17 protein-coding genes are annotated in these 22,488 nt (G+C 73.2%); 8 read left to right on the top strand and 9 right to left on the bottom strand.

Annotated elements, in window-relative coordinates; genetic code table 11:
- Positions 1-100 precede the first annotated feature (100 nt).
- Positions 101-1,024, top strand: coding sequence for a hypothetical protein (locus tag ACFYQ6_RS21850; protein ID WP_361582886.1), 924 nt, complete (start codon positions 101-103; stop codon positions 1,022-1,024).
- Positions 1,025-1,326: 302 nt separating this feature from the next.
- Here ACFYQ6_RS21850 and ACFYQ6_RS21845 read toward each other — a convergent pair whose 3' ends face one another.
- Together ACFYQ6_RS21845 and ACFYQ6_RS21840 are read right to left on the bottom strand one after the other, a co-directional pair.
- Positions 1,327-2,400 (bottom strand): lactonase family protein, encoded by a 1,074-nt coding sequence (locus ACFYQ6_RS21845; RefSeq protein ID WP_388764402.1) that lies wholly within the window; start codon positions 2,398-2,400, stop codon positions 1,327-1,329.
- Between the two features lie 107 nt (positions 2,401-2,507).
- Positions 2,508-4,019 (bottom strand): FUSC family protein, encoded by a 1,512-nt coding sequence (locus tag ACFYQ6_RS21840; protein WP_388764400.1) that lies wholly within the window; start codon positions 4,017-4,019, stop codon positions 2,508-2,510.
- Between the two features lie 377 nt (positions 4,020-4,396).
- Between ACFYQ6_RS21840 and ACFYQ6_RS21835 the strand changes: the two genes are divergently transcribed.
- A complete protein-coding gene (locus ACFYQ6_RS21835) occupies positions 4,397-6,409 on the top strand; it encodes a beta-N-acetylglucosaminidase domain-containing protein (RefSeq protein ID WP_388764398.1) in 2,013 nt (670 codons plus the stop codon).
- A gap of 67 nt (positions 6,410-6,476) precedes the next feature.
- Here ACFYQ6_RS21835 and ACFYQ6_RS21830 read toward each other — a convergent pair whose 3' ends face one another.
- The 3 genes from ACFYQ6_RS21830 to ACFYQ6_RS21820 form a co-directional block, all read right to left on the bottom strand.
- Positions 6,477-7,700: a nitrate/nitrite transporter gene (locus ACFYQ6_RS21830; protein WP_388764396.1), complete on the bottom strand. Its 1,224-nt coding sequence runs from the start codon at positions 7,698-7,700 to the stop codon at positions 6,477-6,479.
- A gap of 405 nt (positions 7,701-8,105) precedes the next feature.
- Entirely contained in the window at positions 8,106-8,570 is a 465-nt protein-coding gene (locus tag ACFYQ6_RS21825) for a hypothetical protein (RefSeq protein ID WP_388764394.1), read from the bottom strand.
- 313 nt (positions 8,571-8,883) lie between these two features.
- On the bottom strand, positions 8,884-9,468 hold the full coding sequence (locus tag ACFYQ6_RS21820; protein ID WP_361580727.1) for a TetR family transcriptional regulator: 585 nt from the start codon (positions 9,466-9,468) through the stop codon (positions 8,884-8,886).
- Positions 9,469-9,772: 304 nt separating this feature from the next.
- Between ACFYQ6_RS21820 and ACFYQ6_RS21815 the strand changes: the two genes are divergently transcribed.
- The 4 genes from ACFYQ6_RS21815 (at position 9,773) to ACFYQ6_RS21800 (ending at position 13,666) form a co-directional block, all read left to right on the top strand.
- Positions 9,773-10,540 carry an SDR family NAD(P)-dependent oxidoreductase gene (locus tag ACFYQ6_RS21815; RefSeq protein WP_361580456.1) on the top strand — a complete coding sequence of 256 codons (768 nt, stop codon included), beginning with the start codon at positions 9,773-9,775 and terminating at the stop codon, positions 10,538-10,540.
- Positions 10,541-11,019: 479 nt separating this feature from the next.
- Positions 11,020-11,502, top strand: coding sequence for an Lrp/AsnC family transcriptional regulator (locus ACFYQ6_RS21810; RefSeq protein WP_361580458.1), 483 nt, complete (start codon positions 11,020-11,022; stop codon positions 11,500-11,502).
- A gap of 24 nt (positions 11,503-11,526) precedes the next feature.
- Positions 11,527-12,243, top strand: a complete 717-nt coding sequence (locus tag ACFYQ6_RS21805) for an HAD family phosphatase (protein ID WP_361580460.1) — start codon at positions 11,527-11,529, stop codon at positions 12,241-12,243.
- 214 nt (positions 12,244-12,457) lie between these two features.
- Positions 12,458-13,666 carry a serine/threonine-protein kinase gene (locus tag ACFYQ6_RS21800; RefSeq protein WP_361580730.1) on the top strand — a complete coding sequence of 403 codons (1,209 nt, stop codon included), beginning with the start codon at positions 12,458-12,460 and terminating at the stop codon, positions 13,664-13,666.
- 10 nt (positions 13,667-13,676) lie between these two features.
- Here the strand turns inward: ACFYQ6_RS21800 and ACFYQ6_RS21795 are convergent, their stop codons facing one another.
- Complete coding sequence (locus ACFYQ6_RS21795; RefSeq protein ID WP_388764391.1) at positions 13,677-14,669, bottom strand: aldo/keto reductase; 993 nt, start codon at positions 14,667-14,669, stop codon at positions 13,677-13,679.
- Between the two features lie 55 nt (positions 14,670-14,724).
- Positions 14,725-15,642 (bottom strand): family 16 glycosylhydrolase, encoded by a 918-nt coding sequence (locus tag ACFYQ6_RS21790; protein WP_388764390.1) that lies wholly within the window; start codon positions 15,640-15,642, stop codon positions 14,725-14,727.
- Positions 15,643-15,831: 189 nt separating this feature from the next.
- On the opposite strand from ACFYQ6_RS21790, the gene ACFYQ6_RS21785 reads away from it, so the two are divergent.
- Positions 15,832-16,365 carry a DUF4232 domain-containing protein gene (locus ACFYQ6_RS21785; RefSeq protein WP_361580464.1) on the top strand — a complete coding sequence of 178 codons (534 nt, stop codon included), beginning with the start codon at positions 15,832-15,834 and terminating at the stop codon, positions 16,363-16,365.
- 5 nt (positions 16,366-16,370) lie between these two features.
- Entirely contained in the window at positions 16,371-17,054 is a 684-nt protein-coding gene (locus ACFYQ6_RS21780) for a DNA polymerase ligase N-terminal domain-containing protein (protein ID WP_388764543.1), read from the top strand.
- A 4-nt stretch (positions 17,055-17,058) separates the two neighbouring features.
- Here the strand turns inward: ACFYQ6_RS21780 and ACFYQ6_RS21775 are convergent, their stop codons facing one another.
- Positions 17,059-21,591 (bottom strand): HEAT repeat domain-containing protein, encoded by a 4,533-nt coding sequence (locus ACFYQ6_RS21775; protein WP_388764388.1) that lies wholly within the window; start codon positions 21,589-21,591, stop codon positions 17,059-17,061.
- Positions 21,592-21,798: 207 nt separating this feature from the next.
- Positions 21,799-22,482: a class F sortase gene (locus ACFYQ6_RS21770; protein ID WP_388764541.1), complete on the bottom strand. Its 684-nt coding sequence runs from the start codon at positions 22,480-22,482 to the stop codon at positions 21,799-21,801.
- Positions 22,483-22,488 lie beyond the last annotated feature (6 nt).

Below are 22,488 nucleotides of genomic sequence, written 5' to 3'. Positions count from 1 at the left end.
GTCGCCCGCTTTGCCGCCGAGCAGACATATATGGACAGATGACGCCTGGTCGCCCCCTCCCCGAACAGAGGGGTACCCAAAACCAGTAGCATGCGGCGCCATGAGCACCCCCACTGGGCCCGCTTCCGGCCTGCCTGTACGAATGCCGCGACCTCGCCAGTCCGGACGGCACCGCCGCCCGGAGCCCGTGGTCGCACCTGAGGGCGCTGCCGCGCTCGTTCTCGCCGTTCCCGGTACCCCTTCCTCGGCCTCGCGCAGCCTGGCCGAGGAAGTGATCAGCATCGCCCGTTCCGAGCTGCCCGGCCTGAATGCCCGGATCGGCTACCTCGACGGCGACGACGCCGAATACTCCACGCTCGCCTCCGTACTCACCCACGCCGCAGCCGAGCGCACCGCTCGCTACGAGCAGGCCACCGCCGCGGGCCGTGAGGTCCCCGTGCCCTCGGGGCCGTCCGCCGTCGTGGTGCCGCTCCTCGCGGGGCCGGACAGCGCCACGATGCGGCGCATACGGCAGGCGGTCATGGACAGCGGTACGCAGGCCGAGCTGACCGACGTACTCGGACCGCACCCGCTGCTCGCCGAGGCACTGCACGTCCGCCTCTCGGAGGCCGGGCTGGCCCGCGCCGACCGTGCACGGCTCTTCACGGTCGCGACCGCGGCCGACGGCATCGTGCTGGCCACGGTCGGCGGCGAGGAGGCCGTCCAGGCCGCCGGGATCACCGGCATGCTGCTGGCCGCGCGCCTCGCGGTGCCGGTGATGGCCGCCGCCCTGGACGTGGAGGGTTCGGTCGCCTCGATCGCCGCGCAGCTGCAGAACTCCGGCTCCGCGCAGCTCGCGCTGGCGCCGTACCTCGTGGGCCCGGAGATCGAGGATGGCCTGCTGGACGCCGCCGCGAAGGAGGCCGGCTGCGCGACCGCCGAGCCTCTCGGCGCATACCCGGCCATCGGCAAGCTCGTGCTTTCGCTGTACGCGACGGCGCTCGGCATCACCCCGGCCACGCCGCAGGGAGCCCAGGCGCACTGATCCCGCCTGCCCCGCGACCGGAGAGCGGCGCGGACCGGTTTCCTCCGGTCCGCGCCGCTCTCCGGCTCCTGCGGCGGCTCAGGCACCTGGGCGGGCGCGAGGATGCCGCTCAAGGCTCTCAGGGCACCCTGAGGGCTCCAGGCGCGCAGGGCGGCTCAGCGCTCCCAGGATGCGCGGGTCCGGGCGCTCAGAACCCGGGTTCCGGACCCCGAGGACGCTCAGGGCCCCGAGGTCCGCACGCTCAGGACCTCAGGGCCCTCAGGTACGCGGGGGACGCCCGGGGCCCCAGGACCTCAGGACGCTCAGGCGAACACCACGCAGGAGGCGGCCGGGGCGTCCACGGAGCCCACATGGGTCGGGATTCCCGTCTCCGCGTCCACGGCGAACCAGCCGACGTTCCCGGAGCGCTCGTTGGCGGCGTACAGCCACTGCCCGGTGGGGTCGAGGGCCAGGTCACGGGGCCAGTGCCCACCACAGCCCACGGCAGCCGCCAGGACGGGCTTCTCGGCCGTCTCGTCGAGGGTGAGCACCGAGATGCTGTCGTGCCCGCGGTTGGCCGTCCAGAGGAACCGGCCGTCGTGCGAGACCACCAGCTCGGAGGGGTACGTCCGGCCCTCGCCGTCTTCCGCGTACGCGTCATGAGGGAGCACCGGAGTCTCGCCGACCGGCTCCAGCCGCCCGGCGGCGGCGTCCCAGCGGCACACCGTGACGGTCGGTTCCAGCTCGTTCAGGACGTAGGCGTGTCCCCCGGACGGGTGAAACGCGAGATGGCGCGGACCGGTGCCCGGGCGCAGCGCCGTCTCGTCGTGCTGCCGCAGGGCTCCTGTACGGGGATCGAGGACGCAGACGCGTACGGAGTCCGTACCGAGATCCACGCTCAGCACCCACTTCCCCGACGGATCGGCGAGCACCTGGTGCGCGTGCGGGCCCTCCTGACGGGAGGCGTCGGGCCCGCTGCCCTCGTGCCGCAGCACGCAGGCGGCCGGACCGGGCGAGCCGTCCGACAGCACGGGCAGAGCGGTGACGCTGCCGGAGCCGTAGTTGGCCGTGAGCAGATGGTCCGCGGCGAGGCTCAGGTGGGTGGGGCTGCTGCCGTCCACCGGCCGGACGTCGCCGAGCAGCCGGGGCGTGCCGTCCTCGTCGACCGCGAACGCCGCGACGGCGCCTTCCGAGGTCTCGCTGACCGTGTAGAGGAGGGTGTTACCCGTCTCGGATGCGCGCCCGACCGCGAGGTACGACGGGTCCGCCACGACCTCCGTGGACGCGAGCGGCGTCAGCGCCCCGGTGTCCCGGTCGACGGCGGCCACGGTGATCCCGCGGCCTCCCGCCGAGGTGAACGACCCTATGAATGCCCGTACGGCACCGTGCGCGCTCATCGCGCCACCCCTCTTCGCCTACGCCACGATCTTCACGACCGACGGTAGCAGGCAGCGCTTTTTGGTCCAGACCAATATGCGCCGTCCGCGGCGCCTGCGCGTGAGGCTCAGGCCCCGGCCGGGACGCGGCCGGCCCTGCGCAGGGGCACTGCGAGTTGCAGCAGGGTCCGCTCGAGCGCGTGGAGGTGGGCCAGCACCTGCTCGGCACCCGTCGGCTCCGCGGCCGACGCGCCGTGAGGACCAGGGTGCCTGCTGACGGCGGGCGCATCGGTGAGCGCCTCGACAGCCGCCTCCACCCGCCAGCAGGCCGCGGCGAGCCGGACGTCGTGCGAGGCTTCGGGGTCGGCGGCGACCGAGGCCAGGCCGCGCACCTCGCGCGCGCAGTCGTCGAGCAGCTCGAGAATCTGCCGCGCCCGGCGCTTGCGGGCCCGCATCGGGTTGAGCGGGTGCACCAGCGGCGTGAGCGACAAGCGCAGGCGGCCGAGGATCGCCTCCAGTTCGGCGACGCGCCGGGGCGGGTCGGCGCCCTCACTCCCGGCGAGCAGCGCGGCGGCCTCCTCCGTGCAGGCGTGTACACAGCGCAGCGCCCGCTCCACCCACGCCTCGGTCACCGAGTGCGTGGTGACCGGCAGCACGAGCAGCACCGCCATCACGGCACCCAGCGCCCCGACCGCCGTCTCGGTCACCCGGAGCACGAGCAGACCGGCGTCGAGCACGCCGAGGACCCCGTAGAGCATGCTCGCCATCGCGGTCACGGCCAGCATCATCCAGGTGTAGGAGACGGCGGCGGTGTAGAAGATCCCGAACACGCTGACGGCGACGACCACGCCCACCACGACCGGCTCATGGTGCAGCGGCACGGCCACGGCGAAGCCCAGCCCGATCCCGAGCACGGTCCCGAGGAAGCGCCTGAAGCCTCGTACGACGATCTCGCCTCTCGAGGTCGTGGCCACGAACACCCACCAGGTCGCGCCGACCGCCCAGTACCACCGCTGGTCGGAGAGGACCTGCCCCACCCCGAGCGCGAATCCCGCCCCGAGCGTCGCCTGCACCGCGTGGCGCGTCGTGATCCGCCCCAGCCCTCGCGCACTGTCGGGGAGGGCGACTGCCACGGGTACGGGGAGCCGCCGCTCGTAGCACCACAGCCCGAACCGCACCAGCGACGACGCGCCGAGCGACAGCAACACGGCCGCGTACAGCTCGGGAAGGTCACCGGGCACGGTGTGGAGGAACTGGGCGGAGAAGTAGGACATGAAGCCGAACACGCCCAGCGAGTGGCCGCGAGGTCCCCAGCGCCGGGCGTACACCCCTGCTCCCACGACGGCGAGAAACGCCAGGTCGCGCGCGACGGGCACGTCGTGCAGCACGGCGGCGAGCGTGAGCACCGGAAGGCCGGCGACGGGGAGCAGCGCGGTCGTGCACGCCTGCCCGCGCACCGTGGGGTCGGTCACCGTGAACAGCGCGAGCAGCGCGGCCAGGCCACCGAGGATGGCCGCCGCCTGCGAGTGCCCGACAGCCCCGCAGACCGCGACGGCGAGCCCGATGCCGAGCACGGCCCGGGACGCGAACCGCAGCCGCAGCCGCCCCGGGTCCTGCGCGACGAATGCCCTCTTCAGCAAGTTGCCCCGTCCCTTTCACACTGACCGGTCCAGACATGAGAAAGGCGCCACAGAGATCCCGAGAAGGGGACCCGCGGCGCCATTGACAGGACCATCTCAGCACCTGAGCGGCTACTGGTTCAACCGAGGCTCGCTCAGCTGTACCAATGGCCCAGCGCAGTTTCTCGCGGCCCGACCCTGGCCGGACCAACGGACCACCCCTCCGTCCCGGGGTCACGGCGGCCCGGCGCGGGGTGCGACCGGTCCCCGCCGGCCCGACGTGCGCCGCGGCACACAGGTCTGTTCCGGATCTTGACAGCGGCGCCATGGAGTGGTGGTTTAGACCACTCCACCACCTGAATGTGATGGTCCACTTCCGTGGAGGTGCAGTGTCCCGTATGCCTGAAAGCCATCCGTACTGTCTTCCCCGCGTCCCCCGGCTCCCGCTCCTCGGAGCCGCGGCCCTGCTCGCCTTCGGTACCCTCGCGGCTCCCGCCCAGGCGGCCGGGCAGTCCTCGGCCGTCGCGGCGCCGCCTGTTTCCCGCGCGGCGCGGCCGACAGCCCCACCCGTCGTCACACCCACCCCGCAGCACATGGAGTCCACGGGGCGTGACCTCCGTGTTCCCGACCGCGTGCGCCTCGTCCTGGGCGACGGCGTGGACACCGCGAGCGTCGAAGTCGTCAAGAAGGCGCTGGCCTCCGCCGGTGCCGGTCGTGTCGACACCGTCGAGGCGCAGGACGCCTCCCCGGCGCCTCGCGCGCGCCGGGCGGAACTCACCGTCGTGGCCGGTTCCGTCGAGGACCCGGCGGTGGCCGAGGCCCTGCGCGCCTCGGGCGGTACCGTGCCGGACGCCCCGGTCGCGGAGGGCTACTCCCTGGTCTCGCGTGACGACACCGTCGTGCTCGCCGGCAACGACGGCGACGGCGTCTACTACGCCGCTCAGACACTGCGGCAGTTGGTGACCGGCAAGCACAGCATCGCGGCCGTGTCGGTCACCGACCACCCGGCCATGCCCCTGCGCGGCAGCATCGAGGGCTTCTACGGCGCGCCCTGGTCGCACGCCGACCGGCTCGACCAGCTCGCCTTCTACGGCGACATCAAGGCCAACACCTACATCTACACCCCCAAGGACGACGCCTACCTCAGGGAGGAGTGGCGCGCCCCCTACCCCGCCGACGAACTGGCCGACCTGCGTGAACTGATCGAGCAGGCCACCGCCCACCACGTCGACTTCACCTACGCCCTCTCCCCCGGCCTGTCCGTCTGCTACAGCGACCCGGCCGACGTGAACGCCCTGAAGGCCAAGCTGGGCACCCTGTACGACCAGGGGGCCCGCAGCTTCTACGTGGCGCTGGACGACATCAGCTACACCAGGTGGAACTGCGACGCCGACGAGGAGAAGTACGGCGCGCCGGGCAGGGGCAGCGCGGGACAGGCGCAGGCCGACCTGCTCAACGCCGTACAACACGACTTCATCGACACCCGTCCGGATGCCGAGCCGCTCCAGTTCGTGCCCACGGAGTACTCCGACACCTCCGACAGCGCCTACAAGTCCGTGCTGCGCGCGCAGTTGGACCCTAAGGTGGTCGTGCAGTGGACCGGCACGGACGTCGTCCCCCCGTCGATCAGCGTGGCGGACGCCGAAGCGGCGTCGACGGTATGGGGGCGGAAGGTGTTTCTCTGGGACAACTACCCCGTCAACGACTACGGGCAGACGACGGGCCGGCTGCTGATGGCCCCGTACGACAAGCGCGAGGCCGGGCTGCACAAGGCGCTGAGCGGCATCGTGCTCAACCCGATGAACCAGGCAGCGGCCAGCAAGGTCGCGCTCTTCGGCGGGGCCTCGTTCGCCTGGAATGACGAGGACTACGACCCCGGGCGCACCTGGCGCGCGGCGGCCCGCTACCTGGCCGACGGCGACCCGGCGACCACCCGGGCACTGCTGGCCTTCTTCGACACCCAGCATCTGGCACCGACCTTCGGCGACACGGACTGGCAGCCCCAGGCACCCGAACTGGGCGCACGGCTGGCGGACTTCACCGAGGCCTGGGCCGGCGGGGACCGCGCCCGCCGGCAGGCCGCACTGCGTGAGCTCGGCGCCTACGCCGAGGTGCTGGCCGGGGCTCCCGCGCAGATCCGGGCCGGTGTCCGGGACCCGGCCTTCCTGGCGCAGACGAAGCCGTGGCTGGACGCCCTCGACGCCTGGGGCAGCTCGCTGGAGGCCACCCTGGACGGTCTGCGGACCCGGCTGCACTCGGGGTCCGGGGAGAGCGACTTCGCCGAGGCGGCGGAGCTCGCGAAGCGGGCAGCCGCGTACACCACGATCCCTGGCACCACCCGCCCGCAGGGCACGATCAAGGTCGCCGACGGGGTGCTGGACACGTTCATCGAGCAGGCGCCGACGATGTGACACGTGCCCCGGGCGCCGATACCGGCGCCCGGAGCAGTCCGCCACCCCAGGCGGCCCGGCGCTCGCTTCAGGTGTGCTCGGCGGGGGGCCTGAGGTAGGCCAGCAGGGCCCCGATTCCGACGACCGGCCCCAGGACGAGGACGAGGAGTGCCGCCGTCCAGGAGACTGCGTCGGCCAGGACCGGCACGAGGTAGATCGTCACCGCCGTGGTCACGTACCCGATGGCGAGCTGCAGCGACACGGCGCTGCCGACGTACCGTTGATCGGCGTTCTCGGTCACCATGGCGGAGAACTGGGCGGAGTCGGCGATCACCCAGAAGCCCCAGAACACGCTCAGGGCCAGAACGACCGGCAGCGGCAGGTGGTGGGCGAACGCCAGCACGGCCGCGGCACCCCCCGAGCAGCTGAGACTGATCATCGCCGACTGCGCGCGGCCCCTGCGATCACTGATCCGGCCGCCGACGAGGCAGCCCACCGCGCCGACGCCGATACAGAGGAAGGCGGCCAGCGCGGCGAGCCGAGGCCCGTCCGCACGGTGCGCGAAACCGTCCAGGCCGGCCAGGAAGGTCCCGATCCAGGCCCACATGGCGTACAGCTCCCACATGTGCCCCGCGTATCCGATGTCGGCCAGCAGCACCTGACGGTTGCGGCCGGCCCGCAGGGCGGAGCGCAGGCTGAAGTCCGACGTGGGGAACGGGTACGGGCCCGAATGCCGGATGAGCAGTGTGGCGAGGCCGCCCAGGGCGGTGAGGACCGACGTCGCCACGATCACGATGCGCCAGTCGACACCTCCGGTGGCCTTGACCAGCTGCGGCGCCGCGGAGCCGAGGGTCAGCGCGCCGATCATGACACCCAGGGCGGTGCCGCGTCCCTCCCGGAACCAGGTCGACACCTCCTTGAGCGCCGGCGGGTAGACCGCGGCGAGGCAGGCGCCGGTGACGGCCCGGAGCAGGACCGCGACGGTGAACCCCGGCGCCCACAGCAGCATCAGGTTCATCACCGCCGCGGTGAGGGCACCGACGCACATCAGGCGGCGCCCCGGTACGGCATCGGCCAGCCCCGTCGCGGTGAGGGTGAGAGCCCCGGCCACGAAGCCCAGCTGTACGGCGATCGTGAGGAACGAGCTCTCGCCGCTGCTCAGATGCCACATCTGCCGCAACTGGGGGACGACGAACGACGCGGAGAACCAGACGCTCATGGACAGGAACGTGGCCAGCGCGATGAGAGCGAGCGCCCGCCCAGGACGGCTCCGCACCCCCTCGTCGGGCGACGACGTGGTCACAATCCTCACTGCTGGACACTCCATGCTCGGTCGGTGCGGGCCGGGACGGCAGGCGCGGCCGGCGGCCGCGACGGTGCGCCGCACCGACTGGACGGCAGGAAGGCCGTACGCCGCTGCCTTGCGCAGCGTACGGACCCGCCGGCCATGTCCGCCCCCCGCCTCCGGAGGCGGGGCACCTCCCCTACACGTGCCCCGGCTCCTGCGCGGCCAGAGCGTCACGGCACCACAGGCAAGGTGCGCGGTCCGCCCGTGGTGCGGCGGTTCCGTCAGCGCGCCTTCGCCCGACCGGCGATGTACCGGCGAGTGGCTGGGCGGCGTACCGGCGAGCTCCCGGTGGGGCGCCGCCCGCCCGGGCATCTCGACCACGACGATCTCCCGAGTGGAAGCCGTGCCACCGATCCCCCGACGGCCATGTCAACGGCCGTACGTCGTGCGGCACAGGTCGACGATCTCGGCGGACGCCACCCCCTGGCCCGTCGCGCAGACGCTACGCATGTCGTAGGCCTGCCGAGGCTGGGCCCGGCGAGGTGTGCCCCCGCGGCGTGGCGGCTCGGGACGGACGGGCACCGCCCTGCGCGGCTGGCCACCGGTCTCCCGGCGCGCCGGCGGCGCGACGGCACCCGCCCGCCGGGCCGGGTCGCCCGCCTCCTCCTTCTTCCGCTTCTTCCCGCTCCCACGATCCTGCCGCTCCTCGGACTTCCCGAGTCCGTCGTGCACGGCCGGGGGCGCTGTCGGTGCCGTGGACGCGTGCGCGGCGGGCGCGTTGCCGGGGCGCGCCGAGACCGCGGGGGCGGGCCTGTCCGGTTCGGCCTGTACGGATACGCAACCCGCCGTGCTCAGCAGGGCGACGAGCGTGAGGGACAACGACCGCAGGTTCATGGCCTGATCAACGACGGTGCCCTCGGCCGGACACGTGTGGCCGCGTGCACCCACGAACGGCCCTCGCGCCCTGTTCTGAAGCCTCCAGCCCGCGTTCCGCATGGCCCGTGACCACGGACGGTGTCAGCCGGGCCCTGTGGGGCCGAGCTTTTCGTCCTTGCGGAACTGCCGCCAACTCCCGCTCCTGGCGGCATGCTTCGACCGGCGAGAAGGTTGGTACTACGCCTGCGCATGCCCTGCGAGGGCCAGGGGACGACGCCGAATCCCCCAGTGGCCGCAGCGGAGGCTGAGGCCGCTGCGGCACCGGTCCTCCTCAGCTGGACAGGCCGGCCCGGGCGAGGCCCAGTGCGCGGGCGATGGCACCCGGGAGTGACTCCGGCCGGGGATCCGGGCCCCACGCCCACTGCTCGACCCCGATGCGCAGGGCGCCGTTGAGCAGGGTCGCCTGCACCCTCGGTTCCAGGTCGTCAGGCCGGTGGCCGGTGCGTTCGGCGACGACCTCGGCGAAGACCAGCTCGGCGTCGTGGTGCACCTGGAGCCAGACCGCACGCAACCCGGGCTCGGTGCGGGTCAGCAGGACCAGGTCGCGCAGGGCTTCGGCGTCGGTCGGGGGCGACGCCTCCGTGAGCGAGGACGGGCCGCCGGCGACGGCCTCGGACAACGGCTTGTCGCGCGGCCACGACCGCATGAGGACGGTGACGGAGTCGAGCGCGTAGGTCAGCAGCGGTCGGACGCACAGCTCCTTCGACGAGGTGTAGCGCCACAGCGTCCGCTGCGAGATTCCGGCAGCGGCGGCGATCTCGTCGGCGGTGGTGGCAGCCACACCCCGTTCGGCGAACAGCCGTACGGCTTCGCGCGCGATCTCCAGACGGGTGGCGGCCTTGCGCCGTTCGGTCAGTGGGGGCCGGCCGAGGCGGGCGCCCCCTTCTGCGGAAGCCCCGGGGGCGCCGGCGACCCCGGCCTCGACGGAAGCGGTGGAGGCCCCGGGCGTTCCCGGCCTCCCGGTGGTGCCAGAAGGGTCCCCGGAGGCGACGGAGGGGCGGCCTTCCGTCCCGGCGTGTGCGATTTCCACGGCTTACGGCCACCTTCCTTCCGCTCGGGCCATCGTAGCGACTCCCTTTTCTGGCGCGGTTCGCCATTTTGGCACCACACGCCATTAAAGGTAGCGTGCCAGAGCCATCACCGACCGCGAGGAGCCTTCCGTGAGCGTCACCCCCAACGGCCCCGGCCGCAGCATCATCGTCACCGGCGCCGGATCGGGCATCGGCCGTGCCACCGCCCTGCGCTTCGCGGAGGAGGGCGCGCGCATCGTGGTCGCCGACGTCGACCCCGTGGGCGCCCAGGCCGTGGCCGAGGAGATCACCCGGGCCGGGGGCACCGCGGCAACCGTGATCGGTGATCTGCGGGACCAGGCTGTCGTCGACCAGGTCGCGGCGACCGCCGTTGAGGAGTTCGGCGGGATAGACGTCCTGGTCAACAACGCCGGGATCATGGACAGCATGTCGGCGGCGGCCGACACCGGTGACGACGAGTGGGAGCGGGTCATCGGCATCAACCTCACGGCCCCGTTCCGCCTCACCCGGGCCGTCCTGCCGCACATGCTCGCCGCCGGCAAGGGCGCCGTGGTGTTCACCGCGTCGGAGGCCTCGCTGAGAGGCAGCGCGGCGGGCGCGGCCTACACCGCGTCCAAGCACGGCATCGCCGGCCTGACCAAGTCGCTGGCCGTCATGTACCGCGACAAGGGGATCCGGTCGAACGCCATCGCCCCCGGCGGCACCATCACGAACATCCGCGTCGAGGCCGACCGGGGCGCCCACGGGCCCGCCGCCCTCGCCCCCTACATGGGCAACGTCGGTTCACCCGCGGCGGCGGACGAGCAGGCGGCGGCCATCGTCTTCCTCGCCTCCGACGCCGCGAGCAACATCAACGGGGCGATCCTCCCCGTCGACAACGGCTGGTCCGCGGTCTGAGTTCACCCGCCGCCGCGCCACTGCGTCACCGCGCGGCCGGGTGCCGGGTGCCGCGCGGCCGGGTGCAGAGTGTCGCGCGGCCGGGTGCAGGGTGGCCGGGATCCGGGTGGTGGGGATCCGGTGGCCGGGTGCCGGGTGGCCAGGTGCCGGGTGGCCAGGTGCCGGGTGGCCAGGTGCCGGGTGCCAAAGCCGGGTGCCGGACTCCGGGTGGCCGGGCTCCGGCTGTCACCCCGCCCGGTTCCTCGTGTGCTGTCCCGCTGCACGTCCGCCGGAGGGGTACCGCGTCGGAGTACGACGGGCCCGCGGGACCTCCAGGCGCATCTCGTGGTGGCCGAGGACGGCCGCGGTCATGAGGCGGACTTCCCCCTGCCAGGGTGGAGCGCGGCGTCCGGGTATGTCCCGGTCCCATGAGGCCGCGGGAGCGGGCGCTGGGTACAGTCGTGCCACTGATCACCCAGCCAGGAGGAGCACGGCCGGACATGGCGGTGGACGCCCTCGACACCCGCATCCTGCGGCTGCTCATCGAGCAGCCCCGCACCAGCGTGCGCGAGTACGCGCGCATCCTCGGGGTGGCACGCGGCACCCTCCAGGCTCGTCTGGACCGGCTGGAGCGGGACGGGGTGATCACGGGGACGGGCCCGGCCCTGTCGCCCGCCGCCCTCGGTCATCCGGTGCTCGCCTTCGTCCACCTGGAGGTCACCCAGGGACATCTGGACGAGGTCGGGAACGCGCTCGCCGCCGTACCGGAGATCATCGAGGCGTTCTCCACCACCGGCGGCGGGGATCTGCTGACGCGCGTCGTGGCGCGGGACAACGGGCATCTGGAGGACGTCATCCAGCGGCTGATCCAGCTCCCCGGCGTGGTCAGGACCCGGACCGAGGTCGCCCTGCGCGAACGAGTGGCCCATCGGGTGCTGCCGCTGGTCGAGGCCGTGGGGCGGGCTGCGGGCGGCCCGGGCTGATCACCGTCGGGCATGCTGGGGGTCATGAAGACCCCGCGCGTCCCGGCACCGTCCGTCCTCTTCGACCTCGACGGCACGCTCGTCGACAGCGAGCCGAACTACTACGAGGCGGGGCGCCGGCTCCTCGCCCGGTACGGCGTGCGGGACTTCAGCTGGGAGAACCACACCCGCTTCATCGGGATCGGCACCCGTGAGACCTTGACCGCCCTGCGCGCGGAGTACGGCATCCAGGCGCCGGTCGACGAGTTGCTGGCGGGCAAGAACGCCCTCTATCTGGAGCTCGCCGGGGCGTCCACCACCGTCTTCCCCGAGATGCTCACACTCGTCGAGCGGCTGCACGGACACGGGGTGCCGATGGCGGTGGCCTCGGGGTCCTCCAGGGCCGCGATCGCCGCCACGCTCGCGGTCACGGGGCTGGACGCGTACCTCCCTCTGTACGTGTCGGCGGAGGAGGTGGCCCAGGGCAAGCCGGAGCCCGACGTGTTCCTGGAGGCGGCCAGGCGGCTCGGGGCGGAGCCGGGCTCCTGCGTCGTGCTGGAGGACGCCGTGCCCGGGGTCCTGGCCGCGCACGCGGCGGGGATGCGCTGTGTCGCGGTTCCCGACGCCCGAGCGGCGGCGGACGGGGCGGTGTTCGCGCTGGCGGAGCTGCTCTTCCCGGGCGGGCAGGCCGAGTTCACAGCTGCCGCAGTGCTGGACTGGCTCTCCGCCGAACAGAACGCGCCGCTGCGACCTGGCGATTGACCGGATTCGGCTGTCCCGCCCCCGGCCGGGCGAGCGGAGGCCCGGAGGGCGGATATCCTGATCACGCCGCGCACCCCGACGCACCGTACCGAGGCGATGAGCCCGATGAGGTCGCCGCCGCGGCAGTTCGGAGCGGGCCACAATTCGAGATTGGTGAGCACAGGTGCTGGTTGCTGGGCGGTACCGGCTGATATCCCCCATCGGCCGTGGCGGTATGGGTGAGGTGTGGCGCGCCACGGACGAAGTGCTGGGGCGGGCCGTGGCGGTGAAACTGCTGCTGGGCGACCAGGCCGATGCCTCGTCCACCGCCCGCTTCCGCCTGGAGGCACAGACCGCCGCGCGCCTGAGCCACCCTCACCTGGTGGCCGTGTTCGACTTCGGCTCGTGGGAGGACCGCTTCTATCTGGTGATGGAGCTCGTCGAGGGCAGGAGTCTCGGCGATCTGCTGGAGTCCCAGGAGACCGTCCATCCCGAGCAGGTGGCCCGTATCGCCGGAGAGGCCGCCGCCGGCCTCGCCGCGGCCCACCGGCAGGGCATCGTCCACCGCGACATCAAGCCCGGCAACCTGATGCTGGACGCCGACGGGTCCGTGAAGATCGGGGACTTCGGCATCGCGCAGTTCGTCGACGATCCCTCGACGGCTCTCACCACGGCGGGCCACATCGTCGGTACGAGTCTGTATCTGGCCCCGGAGCGGGCCCTGGGCCGCACGGCCGACTCCGCCTCGGACATGTACTCACTCGGCTGTGTCATCTACCAGTTGCTGGTCGGGCAGCCGCCGTTCCGCTCCGACACCGCGACCGCGACGCTCTACCAGCACGTGGACACGCCGCCGGTGCCGGTGCGGCAGCGGGGTGCCGACGTCTCGCCCGCCTTCGACTCGTATCTGCTGGGCCTGCTGGCGAAGCAGCCCGAGGACCGGCCGAGCGCGCAGCAGGTCTCCGACTGGTTCCGCACGGATGCCTGGCGGGGGCGTCCCGAACCGCTCCCCCGGCACGCGCCGGCCGCCCCGCGACCGGCGCCCCGGCCCGCCCCGGCGCAGGCCCCCGCTCCAGGCTCACCCGCCACCGGGGGCGTGTCGACCTACCGCCTGCCGCAGGCCACCGGACGCAGACGGGCGGCACCCGCACCCCGGGCGCCCAGATCCGCCTCCACGCGCCGGATCAGCACGAGCGAGGCCATACGCCGTCGCCCACGGGTGGCGAGCGCGGTCGCCGGCACGGTCGCCTTCCTCGCCGCGGTGTATCTGGGGACGATCCTCTTCGCCCCGGACACCGGCGCGGCGGACACCCCGGCTCCCGGCTCCACGCCCACCGCCGGCGTCGGAACGCCGGGCCAGGCCGATCCCGCGGCGGACTCGTCAGCCGGCTCCGCCGGCGGTCCCGCTCAGGACGGCGAGGGGCAGGACGAAGGGGACGACTGAACCGTCCGCTTCACCAGCGCGCGTGGACCTGTGCGCGGATCCGCCGGTCGTAGAGGTCGCGCACCGCCTGCAGCGTGCTCTCCGGCAGCGGGGGCAGCGCGGCGGCGGAGGCGTTGGCGACGGCCTGCTCGACCGAACGCGCACCAGGGATGACGCTGGTGACCCCGGGCTGCTGGATGACCCAGCGCAGCGCCGTCTGTGCCGGGGTGACGCCGGCCGGAGCGAGCCCGGCGAACTCCGTGGCGGCGGACACGCCGGTCGCGTAGTCGACGCCGGAGAAGGTCTCTCCCTGGTCGAACGCCTCGCCGTGGCGGTTGTACGTGCGGTGGTCGTCGGGAGCGAAGACAGTGTCGGCGGTGTACTTGCCGGAGAGCAGCCCCGAGGCGAGAGGCACCCGCGCGATGATGCCGACCCCGGCCTCCACGGCGGCGGGGAGGACCTCGTCGAGCGGCTTGAGGCGGAACGGGTTGAGGATGATCTGGACGCTGGCGACGCCCGGCCTCGCGATGGCGGTGAGCGCTTCGGCGCACGTTTCGACACTCACCGCGTAGGCGGAGATCTTCTGCTCGGCGACGAGCGTGTCGAGCGCGTCGTACACCGCGTCCGAGGAGTAGACCGCCGTCGGCGGGCAGTGCAGCTGTACGAGGTCGAGGGTGTCGACGCCGAGGTTGGCGCGCGAGCGGTCGTTCCAGGCGCGGAAGTTGTCCAGCACGTAGTTCGCGGGGAGCTGTTCGGTGCGGCGGCCCATCTTGGTGGCGACGAAGACGTCCGCGTCCGGCCGTTCCTTCAGGTAGCGGCCGATGAGCTGCTCGCTGCGGCCGTCGCCGTACACGTCCGCCGTGTCGAAGAAGGTGACGCCCGACTCGACGGCCGCGTCGAGGACGGCGAAGGCATCGGCTTCCCGCACCTCACCCCAGTCCCCGCCCAGCTGCCATGTGCCCTGTCCTACGACCGATACGTCACGGCCGGTCCTGCCGAGTGTGCGCTGTTCCATGCGGATCATGCTACGTCGGTGGGCCGGACCGGCGGCGGTGGCCGCCGCCGGTCCGCACCGGTACTCAGTCCCCGGTGGTCACGCGGACGTAGTCCACGACGAGTTGCTGGGGGAAGCTGGTGCTGCCGTCCGGGTCGCCGGGCCAGTAGCCGCCGACGGCGAGGTTGAGGATGAGGAAGAACGGCTTGTTGAACACCCAGGCGTTGCCGTTGAGGTCGGCGGGTGTGCGGCGCTGGTAGACGGTGCCGTCCACGGACCAGGTGATCGAGTTGGGAGACCAGTCCACCGCGAACGTGTGGAAGGCGTCCGCGAAGGCGGCGCCGCCTGGCAGGGTGTAACCGGCGCCGATCCCGCCCGAGCCGGAGTAACCGGGACCGTGGAGGGTGCCGTGGACGGTGCCCGGCTCGAAGCCGACGTTCTCCATGATGTCGATCTCACCGCTGTTGGGCCAGCCCACACTGCCGATGTCGGCACCCAGCATCCAGAACGCCGGCCAGATGCCCTGCCCACGCGGGATCTTCATCCGGCTCTCGACGTGCCCGTACGTCGAGGTGAACCGGCCCGAGGTGTTCAGACGGGAGGACGTGTACTCACATCTGCCGTACCAGCACTGGTAGTTGCCGGGGTTCTCCTTGCGGGCGGTGATGACCAGGTTGCCCTGGCCGTCGAGCGCGGCGTTGTTGGTGCCCGCCGTGTAGTACTGCCGCTCATGGTTGTTGACGTTGTCACCGGTCTCGGTCAGCCACTTGCCGCCGTCGACGGCGGAGCCCGCGGGCCCGTCGAACTCATCGGCGAACGCCAGGGCCTGCGCGTTCCTCGGAGCGGTGGAGGACGCAGCCGTGTGGGGGTCGGGTGCGGCCGAGGCTCCGGCGGGAAGGGCGGTGAGGACGGCGGAGCAGCAGAGCAGGGAGAGCGCGTACAGCGTCGCGCGACGCCGCTTGGAGGGGCGGTGCGTCGTGCGGTGGGGGGATGGCACGGACATCACATCATTTCCGGTGGGGGGACCGTCATGCGCATGACAGATTTGCACTGAGAGGTGAACGCTTGGCTTGCTCATGCCATGCGCATCTTTCAATACTTGATTTAAAGCAGTGGCCGATGACCCGTCAAGGATCTGGTCCAGACCGGGCGGGTGCGGGTAGAACTGGCCGCGGACGGGAACGGACAACTCATGCGCATCCGTACCGAAGTCGCCGCTCCCCTCGCCCTCGCCGTGGCCGTCGCTCTGGCGGCGCCGGCCGGCGCCGCCACCGTCTCCTCCGCCGGGGCCGTCGCCCCCACTCCCCCGAAGTGCCTGGAGAACGTCCTGAAGGTGTCCGCCGGTCCTTCCGGACAGCCGGAGACCCTGCGGATCACCGTCACCAACCGCAGCCGGCACGCCTGCGTGGTCGACCGTGTGCCCACGGTGGTCTTCGGTGATCTGGACGGCCCGGCCCTCCCGGTACCCGACACGGAGAGCGGCCCTTACCGGGTTCCTGCCGGAGGCCGCGTGTACGCCGCGGTACGCACCCTGGACCCGGCGGCCACGGAGCTGCGGGTGGTGGACCGGCTGACGGTCGCCGGCGACCCCGCTCACCGGGGCAGGACGTTCGGCGCGGCCTCGCTGGGGGCGCCGGACGGGATCCGGGTCTGGGAGCCGGTCACCACCCGGTGGCACCGCTCGGGCGCTGCCGCCGACGCCGCGCTCGAACGGTACGCGGGCTGACGTGCCTGCGCGCGTGCCGCCGCCATGCGGCCTGCCCTCGGCGGCGGCACAGTGGAGACAGGGACTGTGCGGACTCGCGTGGCCTCGGCCCGGCAAGGGCGCACCGTCCGACCGCACCGGCGGAAGGATCAGTCGTGGACAGCGAGAGCACACGGCGTTTCGTGGTGCAGATCCACGACGCCCGGCGTATGCATTTCGACTTCCGGCTCGAGGTCGACGGCGTCCTGAAGTCCTGGGCGGTGCCACGTGGTCCCTCGGACAACCCACGTGACAAACGGCTTGCCGTGCCGACGGACGACCACGCCCTGGAGTACCGCGAGTTCGAGGGTGTCATCCCGCAGGACGAACAGGGCAGCGGCACCGTGATCGTCTGGGACCAGGGCACCTACCGCCCCACCAGTCACGACCTCACGGGCGCCCCGGTGCCGTTCGCCGAGTCCCTGGCGGACGGCCATGCCACGTTCTGGCTCGACGGGGCCAAGCTGCACGGCGAATTCGCGCTCACCCGTTTCCGCATCGACGACGATGACGGCGTCCAGGGACCGGAGGCCTGGCTGCTGATCAAGGCCGACGACCGGCAGGCCGTCCACGACCGGCCGGGCACCCCCGATCCGTACCACGCGCGCTCCGCCCGCACCGGGCGCACACTGCACCAGGTCGCTCTGGCCGAGCGGGAGGGTGCCGGCTGAGGACTCACGGGAGCGGCCCGTCGGCCGCCCCGGTGAGCCGGTCCAGGAGTCCTGTGTAGCGGGAGCGCTTGTCGGGCCTGGCCTGGCCCGAGGCGTGCCGCAGGGCGGGGATCGCGGGTCCGCCCATCAACAGCAGCCCTTCGGCGGCCTCGCGGCGGACCGCAGGGTTCCGGTGTCCGAGCAGGGCGACCAGCGAAGGAACGGCGGGTTCCCAGGCGGCGCGGCAGAGCGTCCTGATCGCCATGCGGCTGATGTCCGGCTGCGGGTCGTCCAGCAGGACGGCGGTGTGGAGCAGATGGGCCGGCCGGTCCAGCATGGCGCGCGAGGTCCGGTGGGCGTGGAGCCTCACCTTGGGCCTGGGATGGGCCAGCAGTTCTCGGAGCACCTCCCTCAGTGCGGGGTCACGGTCCGGGGCTCGCCCGTTGTGCTCCTCCGCCAGTCGGGACAGGGCCCGGCGGATCTGCTCCGGGCCCCCCGTGCGGGCGAGGCGGACAAGCTCGGCCCGCCCGGGCCGGTGGGCCGCGCCCGCGGAGGCAGCCGCTCGGGGTACGTCGTCCGGGGTCGCCGGGTCCGCGGGGGAGCCCGGCCCCTCGTCCAGGAGGAGCATGTCGGCGAGGTCTGCGCGTCCTTCGGCCCGGAGCCGGTCCCGGATGCGCGTCAGGTCCGGGGTGGCGAGGAGCCGCAGGCCGGCCAGCAGGTCCAGGAAGCCCCAGGCCCCCGCCTCCAGCCGGGGCCGGAGATGATCTGCCAGCACTTCGGGGGGCGCCGCGCGCAGGGCGTGGGCGGTCTCGGCCCGCAGGCCCGCAGGCCCGTGTTCCCACCGGTCGAGCAGCAGTGGGATCAGTGGCACGAGGTCCCAGGACCCGAGTTGGCCGGCCAGCCGGATCAGCCTGTCGGGCATGATCTCCTCACCGCCCAGCTCCGCCGGATCGAGCGTGGCCAGTGTCCGGGCCAGGCGGGCTCCCGGCGGCAGGGAGACGCGCCCCCGGAGATACTCGCCGAGGACCACGCGGGCGGGCTCCGGCTCCGGCCAGTCCAGGAGCTGCCGCGCGGCGTCCGTTCTCCGTACGGCATCGGGAGCGTCCAGCAGGGCCAGCAGCCGGGCGCGCCGGGCGGCGGAGCGCGGACGGCCGTCGTCGCCGTCGTGTACGACTTCCGAAGCCGTGCACGCTGTCTCGTCGAGAGTCCACGGGGGCACGCCGAGCGGCTGAAGGTCCGTCATCCAGTCGAGCAGGAGGGCTCGCACGCCCTCGTCGACGGCTTCGGGCCAGGCAGCCATGAGGGCGGCGAGCCGCTGCCGCGAACCCGGCGGCGACGGGATGCCGCCGTGCCGGAACTCCTCCAGCGCTCGCCGCGTGCGGAGGGCCGCGCGCAGCCCCGCTCGCCAGGCTTCGGCGTCGGGCGCGGAGGGGACCGGTGTGCCGAACACCTCGCGCAGGACGGCCGCCCCGGCGTCCCGGCCGTCGGCGTCGAGTCGGGCCGCGGCCAAGGCCCGGTCGAGATCGGCTCTGCCCAGCACCGCGTCGCAGGCACGGAGCAGGCGCAGCACCGGCACGTGCTGCGGCGGTGACAGGGCACGTACGGCATCGGCGAGCGCCATGCGCTCCGCACCCGGCAGGCCGGACGCCACTGCCTGGAGTACGGCGAGAAGACGGGGCAGGCGCTCCGCCTCGCCTGCGAGCCCTTCGACCAGGACCTGGGTGGAATCCGAGAAGTGTGCCAGCTCCCCGGCCGACCACTCGCCCGGGCACATCCGCAGCACGAGGCCCAGGATCCCGCGCCGCGCGGGCTCCTCGGGCGCGGCCCTGGCCAGGCGCAGCCAGTCGGCCAGCATGGGCCGCAGTTTCCACAGCAGGGCATCCGGCAGGCCGTCCGCACGGTTCGCGAGGCGCAGGGCGATCGAGGCGTTCCAGCCGCGGGCGACGAGCGCTTCGGCACAGGATTCCGCGTCGGAGGAGGCGGTGGACACCGTGATGCCGTGCCCCGCCGACAGCTCGGCGAGATCGGCGACGGCTCCCGCGCCGAGACGGATCCGGCCTTCCGCGAGCAGGTCGAGCAGGTCGGACACGACCGGGGATTCCTGGTCGGCGAGGGCGAGGACCGTGCGGGAGGCGAGGGCGCCGTCGAGGCCCTGGAGCAGCAGCGTCCGCTCGCGGGAGCCCGGGGAGCGCTCGGCGGCCGCGAGCACCGTGGATGTGCAGGCGTCGCCCAGCACCGCCCGGAGTGCCGTGACGAGGCCGGTGCGCAGCCCGGGGTTGCCGGTGCGGCCGAGCGCCCGCAGGAGGCCGGGTACCGCTGCCGGTGTCCCGGCACGCACCAGGGCCGCGGCGGCCGTCTTCCTGATGTTCATGGTGGGGTGGGCGAGCAGAGGAGTGATCGCCGGGCACGCCCAGCGGGCCTCGGCCCGTCCGAGGGCCAGCAACGCCTGCCGCACGGTCTGGATGTCGTCGGCGCGGGTCAGCGCGATGAGCGTGGCCGACAGGGCCTGCGCGTCCTCGCCCTCCGCGCCCACCGCCAGGAGCGCGATCGCCTGCTTGCGTACGTGCGGGTCGCCGTGGCGCAGCAGCCGGTGCACGCGGGGGCGCGTCCGTGCGGACGGTGCCCGCCGGAGGACTTCCAGCAGGACGGACTGCTGAGGCGCCGACAGGCCCGGCCCGTCCAGCAGGTCCAGCACGGTCCCCGCCAGCAGCGCGTCACCGGCCTCCTCGGGGTCCTGGGCACCGAGGAGGCAGGAGGGCCGGATGCTGCGCCGCTCGTACAGCCGGCCGCCGAGGGCCCGTACCGCGTCCACGACCTCCTGGGGCACGACGGGTTCCTCGGCCCGGTCAGCCTGCGGCTCCGTCTCCACCGTCTCCCAGGATGCCGCCAGTTCCCGTACGACCCGCAGCAGCAGTCCTGCGACGGCGGGCAGGGTGGCAGCACTGCCGTGGGCCGCGAGCGCGCAGAGCGCGGTGACCGGATCGGCGGGCTCCGGGCCTGCGGTCAGCACGGCCAGTTCCCGCTCGTCCGGGGCTCCGAGCCCGGCGGCGACGGCCGGGGGCAGAGCGGTGGGATCGAAGCGGGCAAGGAGGTGGCGCCGAAGGTCCGGGTCGGTGTTGAGCTGCCACAGGAGTTCGAGCGCCCGGTGGCGCACGGGGCGCAGGAAGGGAGCGATGCCACGCCCGTCGGTGTCCGGGCCGAGCGCGTCTCTGAGGGTGGTGACCGTGCGGGGTCCGCCGATGGCTTCGAGCGTGTCGAGAGCCGCCGCGGGGGCTTTCGGAAGCAGGGCGAGCACGGCCTCCTCCGCTTCCTCGTGGCGGAGTTCACGGATCGCTTCGAGGAACGGCGTGGGCACGCGCGCGAAGGGCAGCAGCCGGGTGACGGCCGCCCCGATGGGGAGGTCTCCCGTCCCCTGCCCGGCCAGGGCGACGAGCAGTTCGAGCCGCCGCGGCCAGTCCGGCGCGTCCGTGGGGGCGTCGACGAGCAGGTCCAGCATCGGACGGCGGCAGGTGTAGAGGACGGTCGCGACCGTCCGGGGGTCGATCGAGTGATCGGCCAGTGCCAGCCCTACGAGGGCGGGTACGTGGACCGCCGTGGGGAAGTGCCCGCGCCGGTGGAGACCTCGCAGACAGCTGACGGCGGGCACACCGAGCAGCAGCGGGTCCTGGGCTGCGATGTCCAGGAGGGTGCCGATGTCGCCGCGCTCCGCCAGATCACCGAGGAGTTCCATGGCCAGCTGCCGCACCCTCGGGGGCACGTCGGGGTCGGCGGCCGTTCGTGGCAGCAGTGCGCCGTGGCCGTGCCGGGCGGCGGCGACGAGGGCCGCAGCCGCCGTCGGTTCCGCGACGGCCGGGCCGAGGAGCCGGGCGAAGCCTGCCGCGGGCAGAGGGTCGGAGGCCGCCCACGGCTCGGCCAGTTCCTCCAGGACGGCGGCGGCGACGACCGGGGCCGCGGGCTCGGCGGCGAGCAGCCCCGCCAGGAGGTCCCTCGCGGGACCGGGCGCCAGCAGGCCCGCGCGCAGGCCCTGACGTATCAGCCGGACCGCCTCGGCCCGCAGGGCGGGGGCGGTCGAACCCACGAGTTCGGCCACGAGCAGGTCCGGGCGAGGGGCGTCCTCGGCATCGATGCCGCGCACCGCCTGGTACAAGGGCTCCCCCGGTTGCTCGGTCCGCAGCGCCGAGGGGTCGGTGAGGAGTTCGGCACGCAGCCAGGCGACGCGTACGCGTTCCTCCTGCGTGGCCGTGCGCCAGGCGGGCAGCCGCCGGCCCGGGAGGTGGATCCCGAGGCGGCCGTACAGCGTGGCCAGGAGCAGCGACTCCTCCGGCGATTCCGGCACGTCACGCGGAAGCAGCCGGGCCAGTTCCGCCGCTTCCCCGGCCCCCGAGGGCCCGGCCACCCGCTCGGCCAGCAGGGTGAGCCCCCGGTAGCGCGTACGGGCGTCCGTGTGTCCGATCAGGGACCTGAGCCCGGTGGCCGGGCTGTGGTCCGCCGCCCCGTCGTGCCCCGGGCCGCCGGTGTGTCGCTGCTGGGTCCGCGCGGCGGCGGGGGTCGTGGTCACGGTCGGATGGTAGAGGGGTGCGAAACCGCTCAGCCAGCGGATAAACCGGCGCAGTCAGCGGCCCAACGGGTCCGTGCCCAGGACGCGGGCGGCCGGTCGAGCGCGGCCGAGAGCTCAGCGCCCGTGTGCGCCGGGCCGTCCGATCCAGGAGCGCGCGGGCGCTGCGCTCTCATTCGCGTGCCCGGGGCGAACCGGGGGCGGCCTCGGTCAGGGGTTCTTCGCGGAGGTCAGGTGAGCGAAGACCACGACGTTGTCCTCGTAGTCCTTCTTCTTCTTGTCGTACACGCCGCCGCAGGTGATCAGGCGCAGCTGGGCGGTGCCCTTGTCGGCGTACACGCGCTCGTTCGGGAAGTCGGCCTTGCTGAACGTCTCGACCGAGTCGACCTCGAACGTGGCGACGACTCCGTCCTCACGGGTGATGTCCACCGTGTTGCCCGCCTTGAGGGTGCTCAGCAGCAGGAACACCGCGGGGCCGGTCTTGGTGTCGACGTGTCCCGCGACCACCGAGGTGCCGCGTTCGCCGGGCGTGGCACCGTTCTTGAACCAGCCCGCCAGGTTCGCGTCGTTCGCGGGCGGCGCGTCCAGCTGTCCGGAGGGGCCGATCGCCAGGGGGATGAAGGGGGCGTCGACCGCGATCGACTTGATCGAGATGCGCTTCGGATAGGACGGGGGCAGTTCGGGCGGAGCGGCGGACGCCGACGGGGTGGGCGCGGCAGGAGCGGACGCCGCGGGGAGGGACACCACGGAGGGGGCCGGCGGGACCCCGGCGGAGGCGTCGAAGGAGTTGTAGACGAGGAGGAAGCCCAGGCCTACCGCCACGAGGGGCCACAGCAGGGAACGGCCGATGGCCGGGGAGGCGGAATCTGGTTCGGACGGCTGCGGGGCGGCCATGCTCAT

It is taken from the genome of Streptomyces sp. NPDC005494, from assembly GCF_042872025.1.
Lineage (GTDB): Bacteria > Actinomycetota > Actinomycetes > Streptomycetales > Streptomycetaceae > Streptomyces.
Note: the sequence above shows the minus strand (reverse complement) of the source record. Positions and strands in the feature narration are given on the sequence as shown.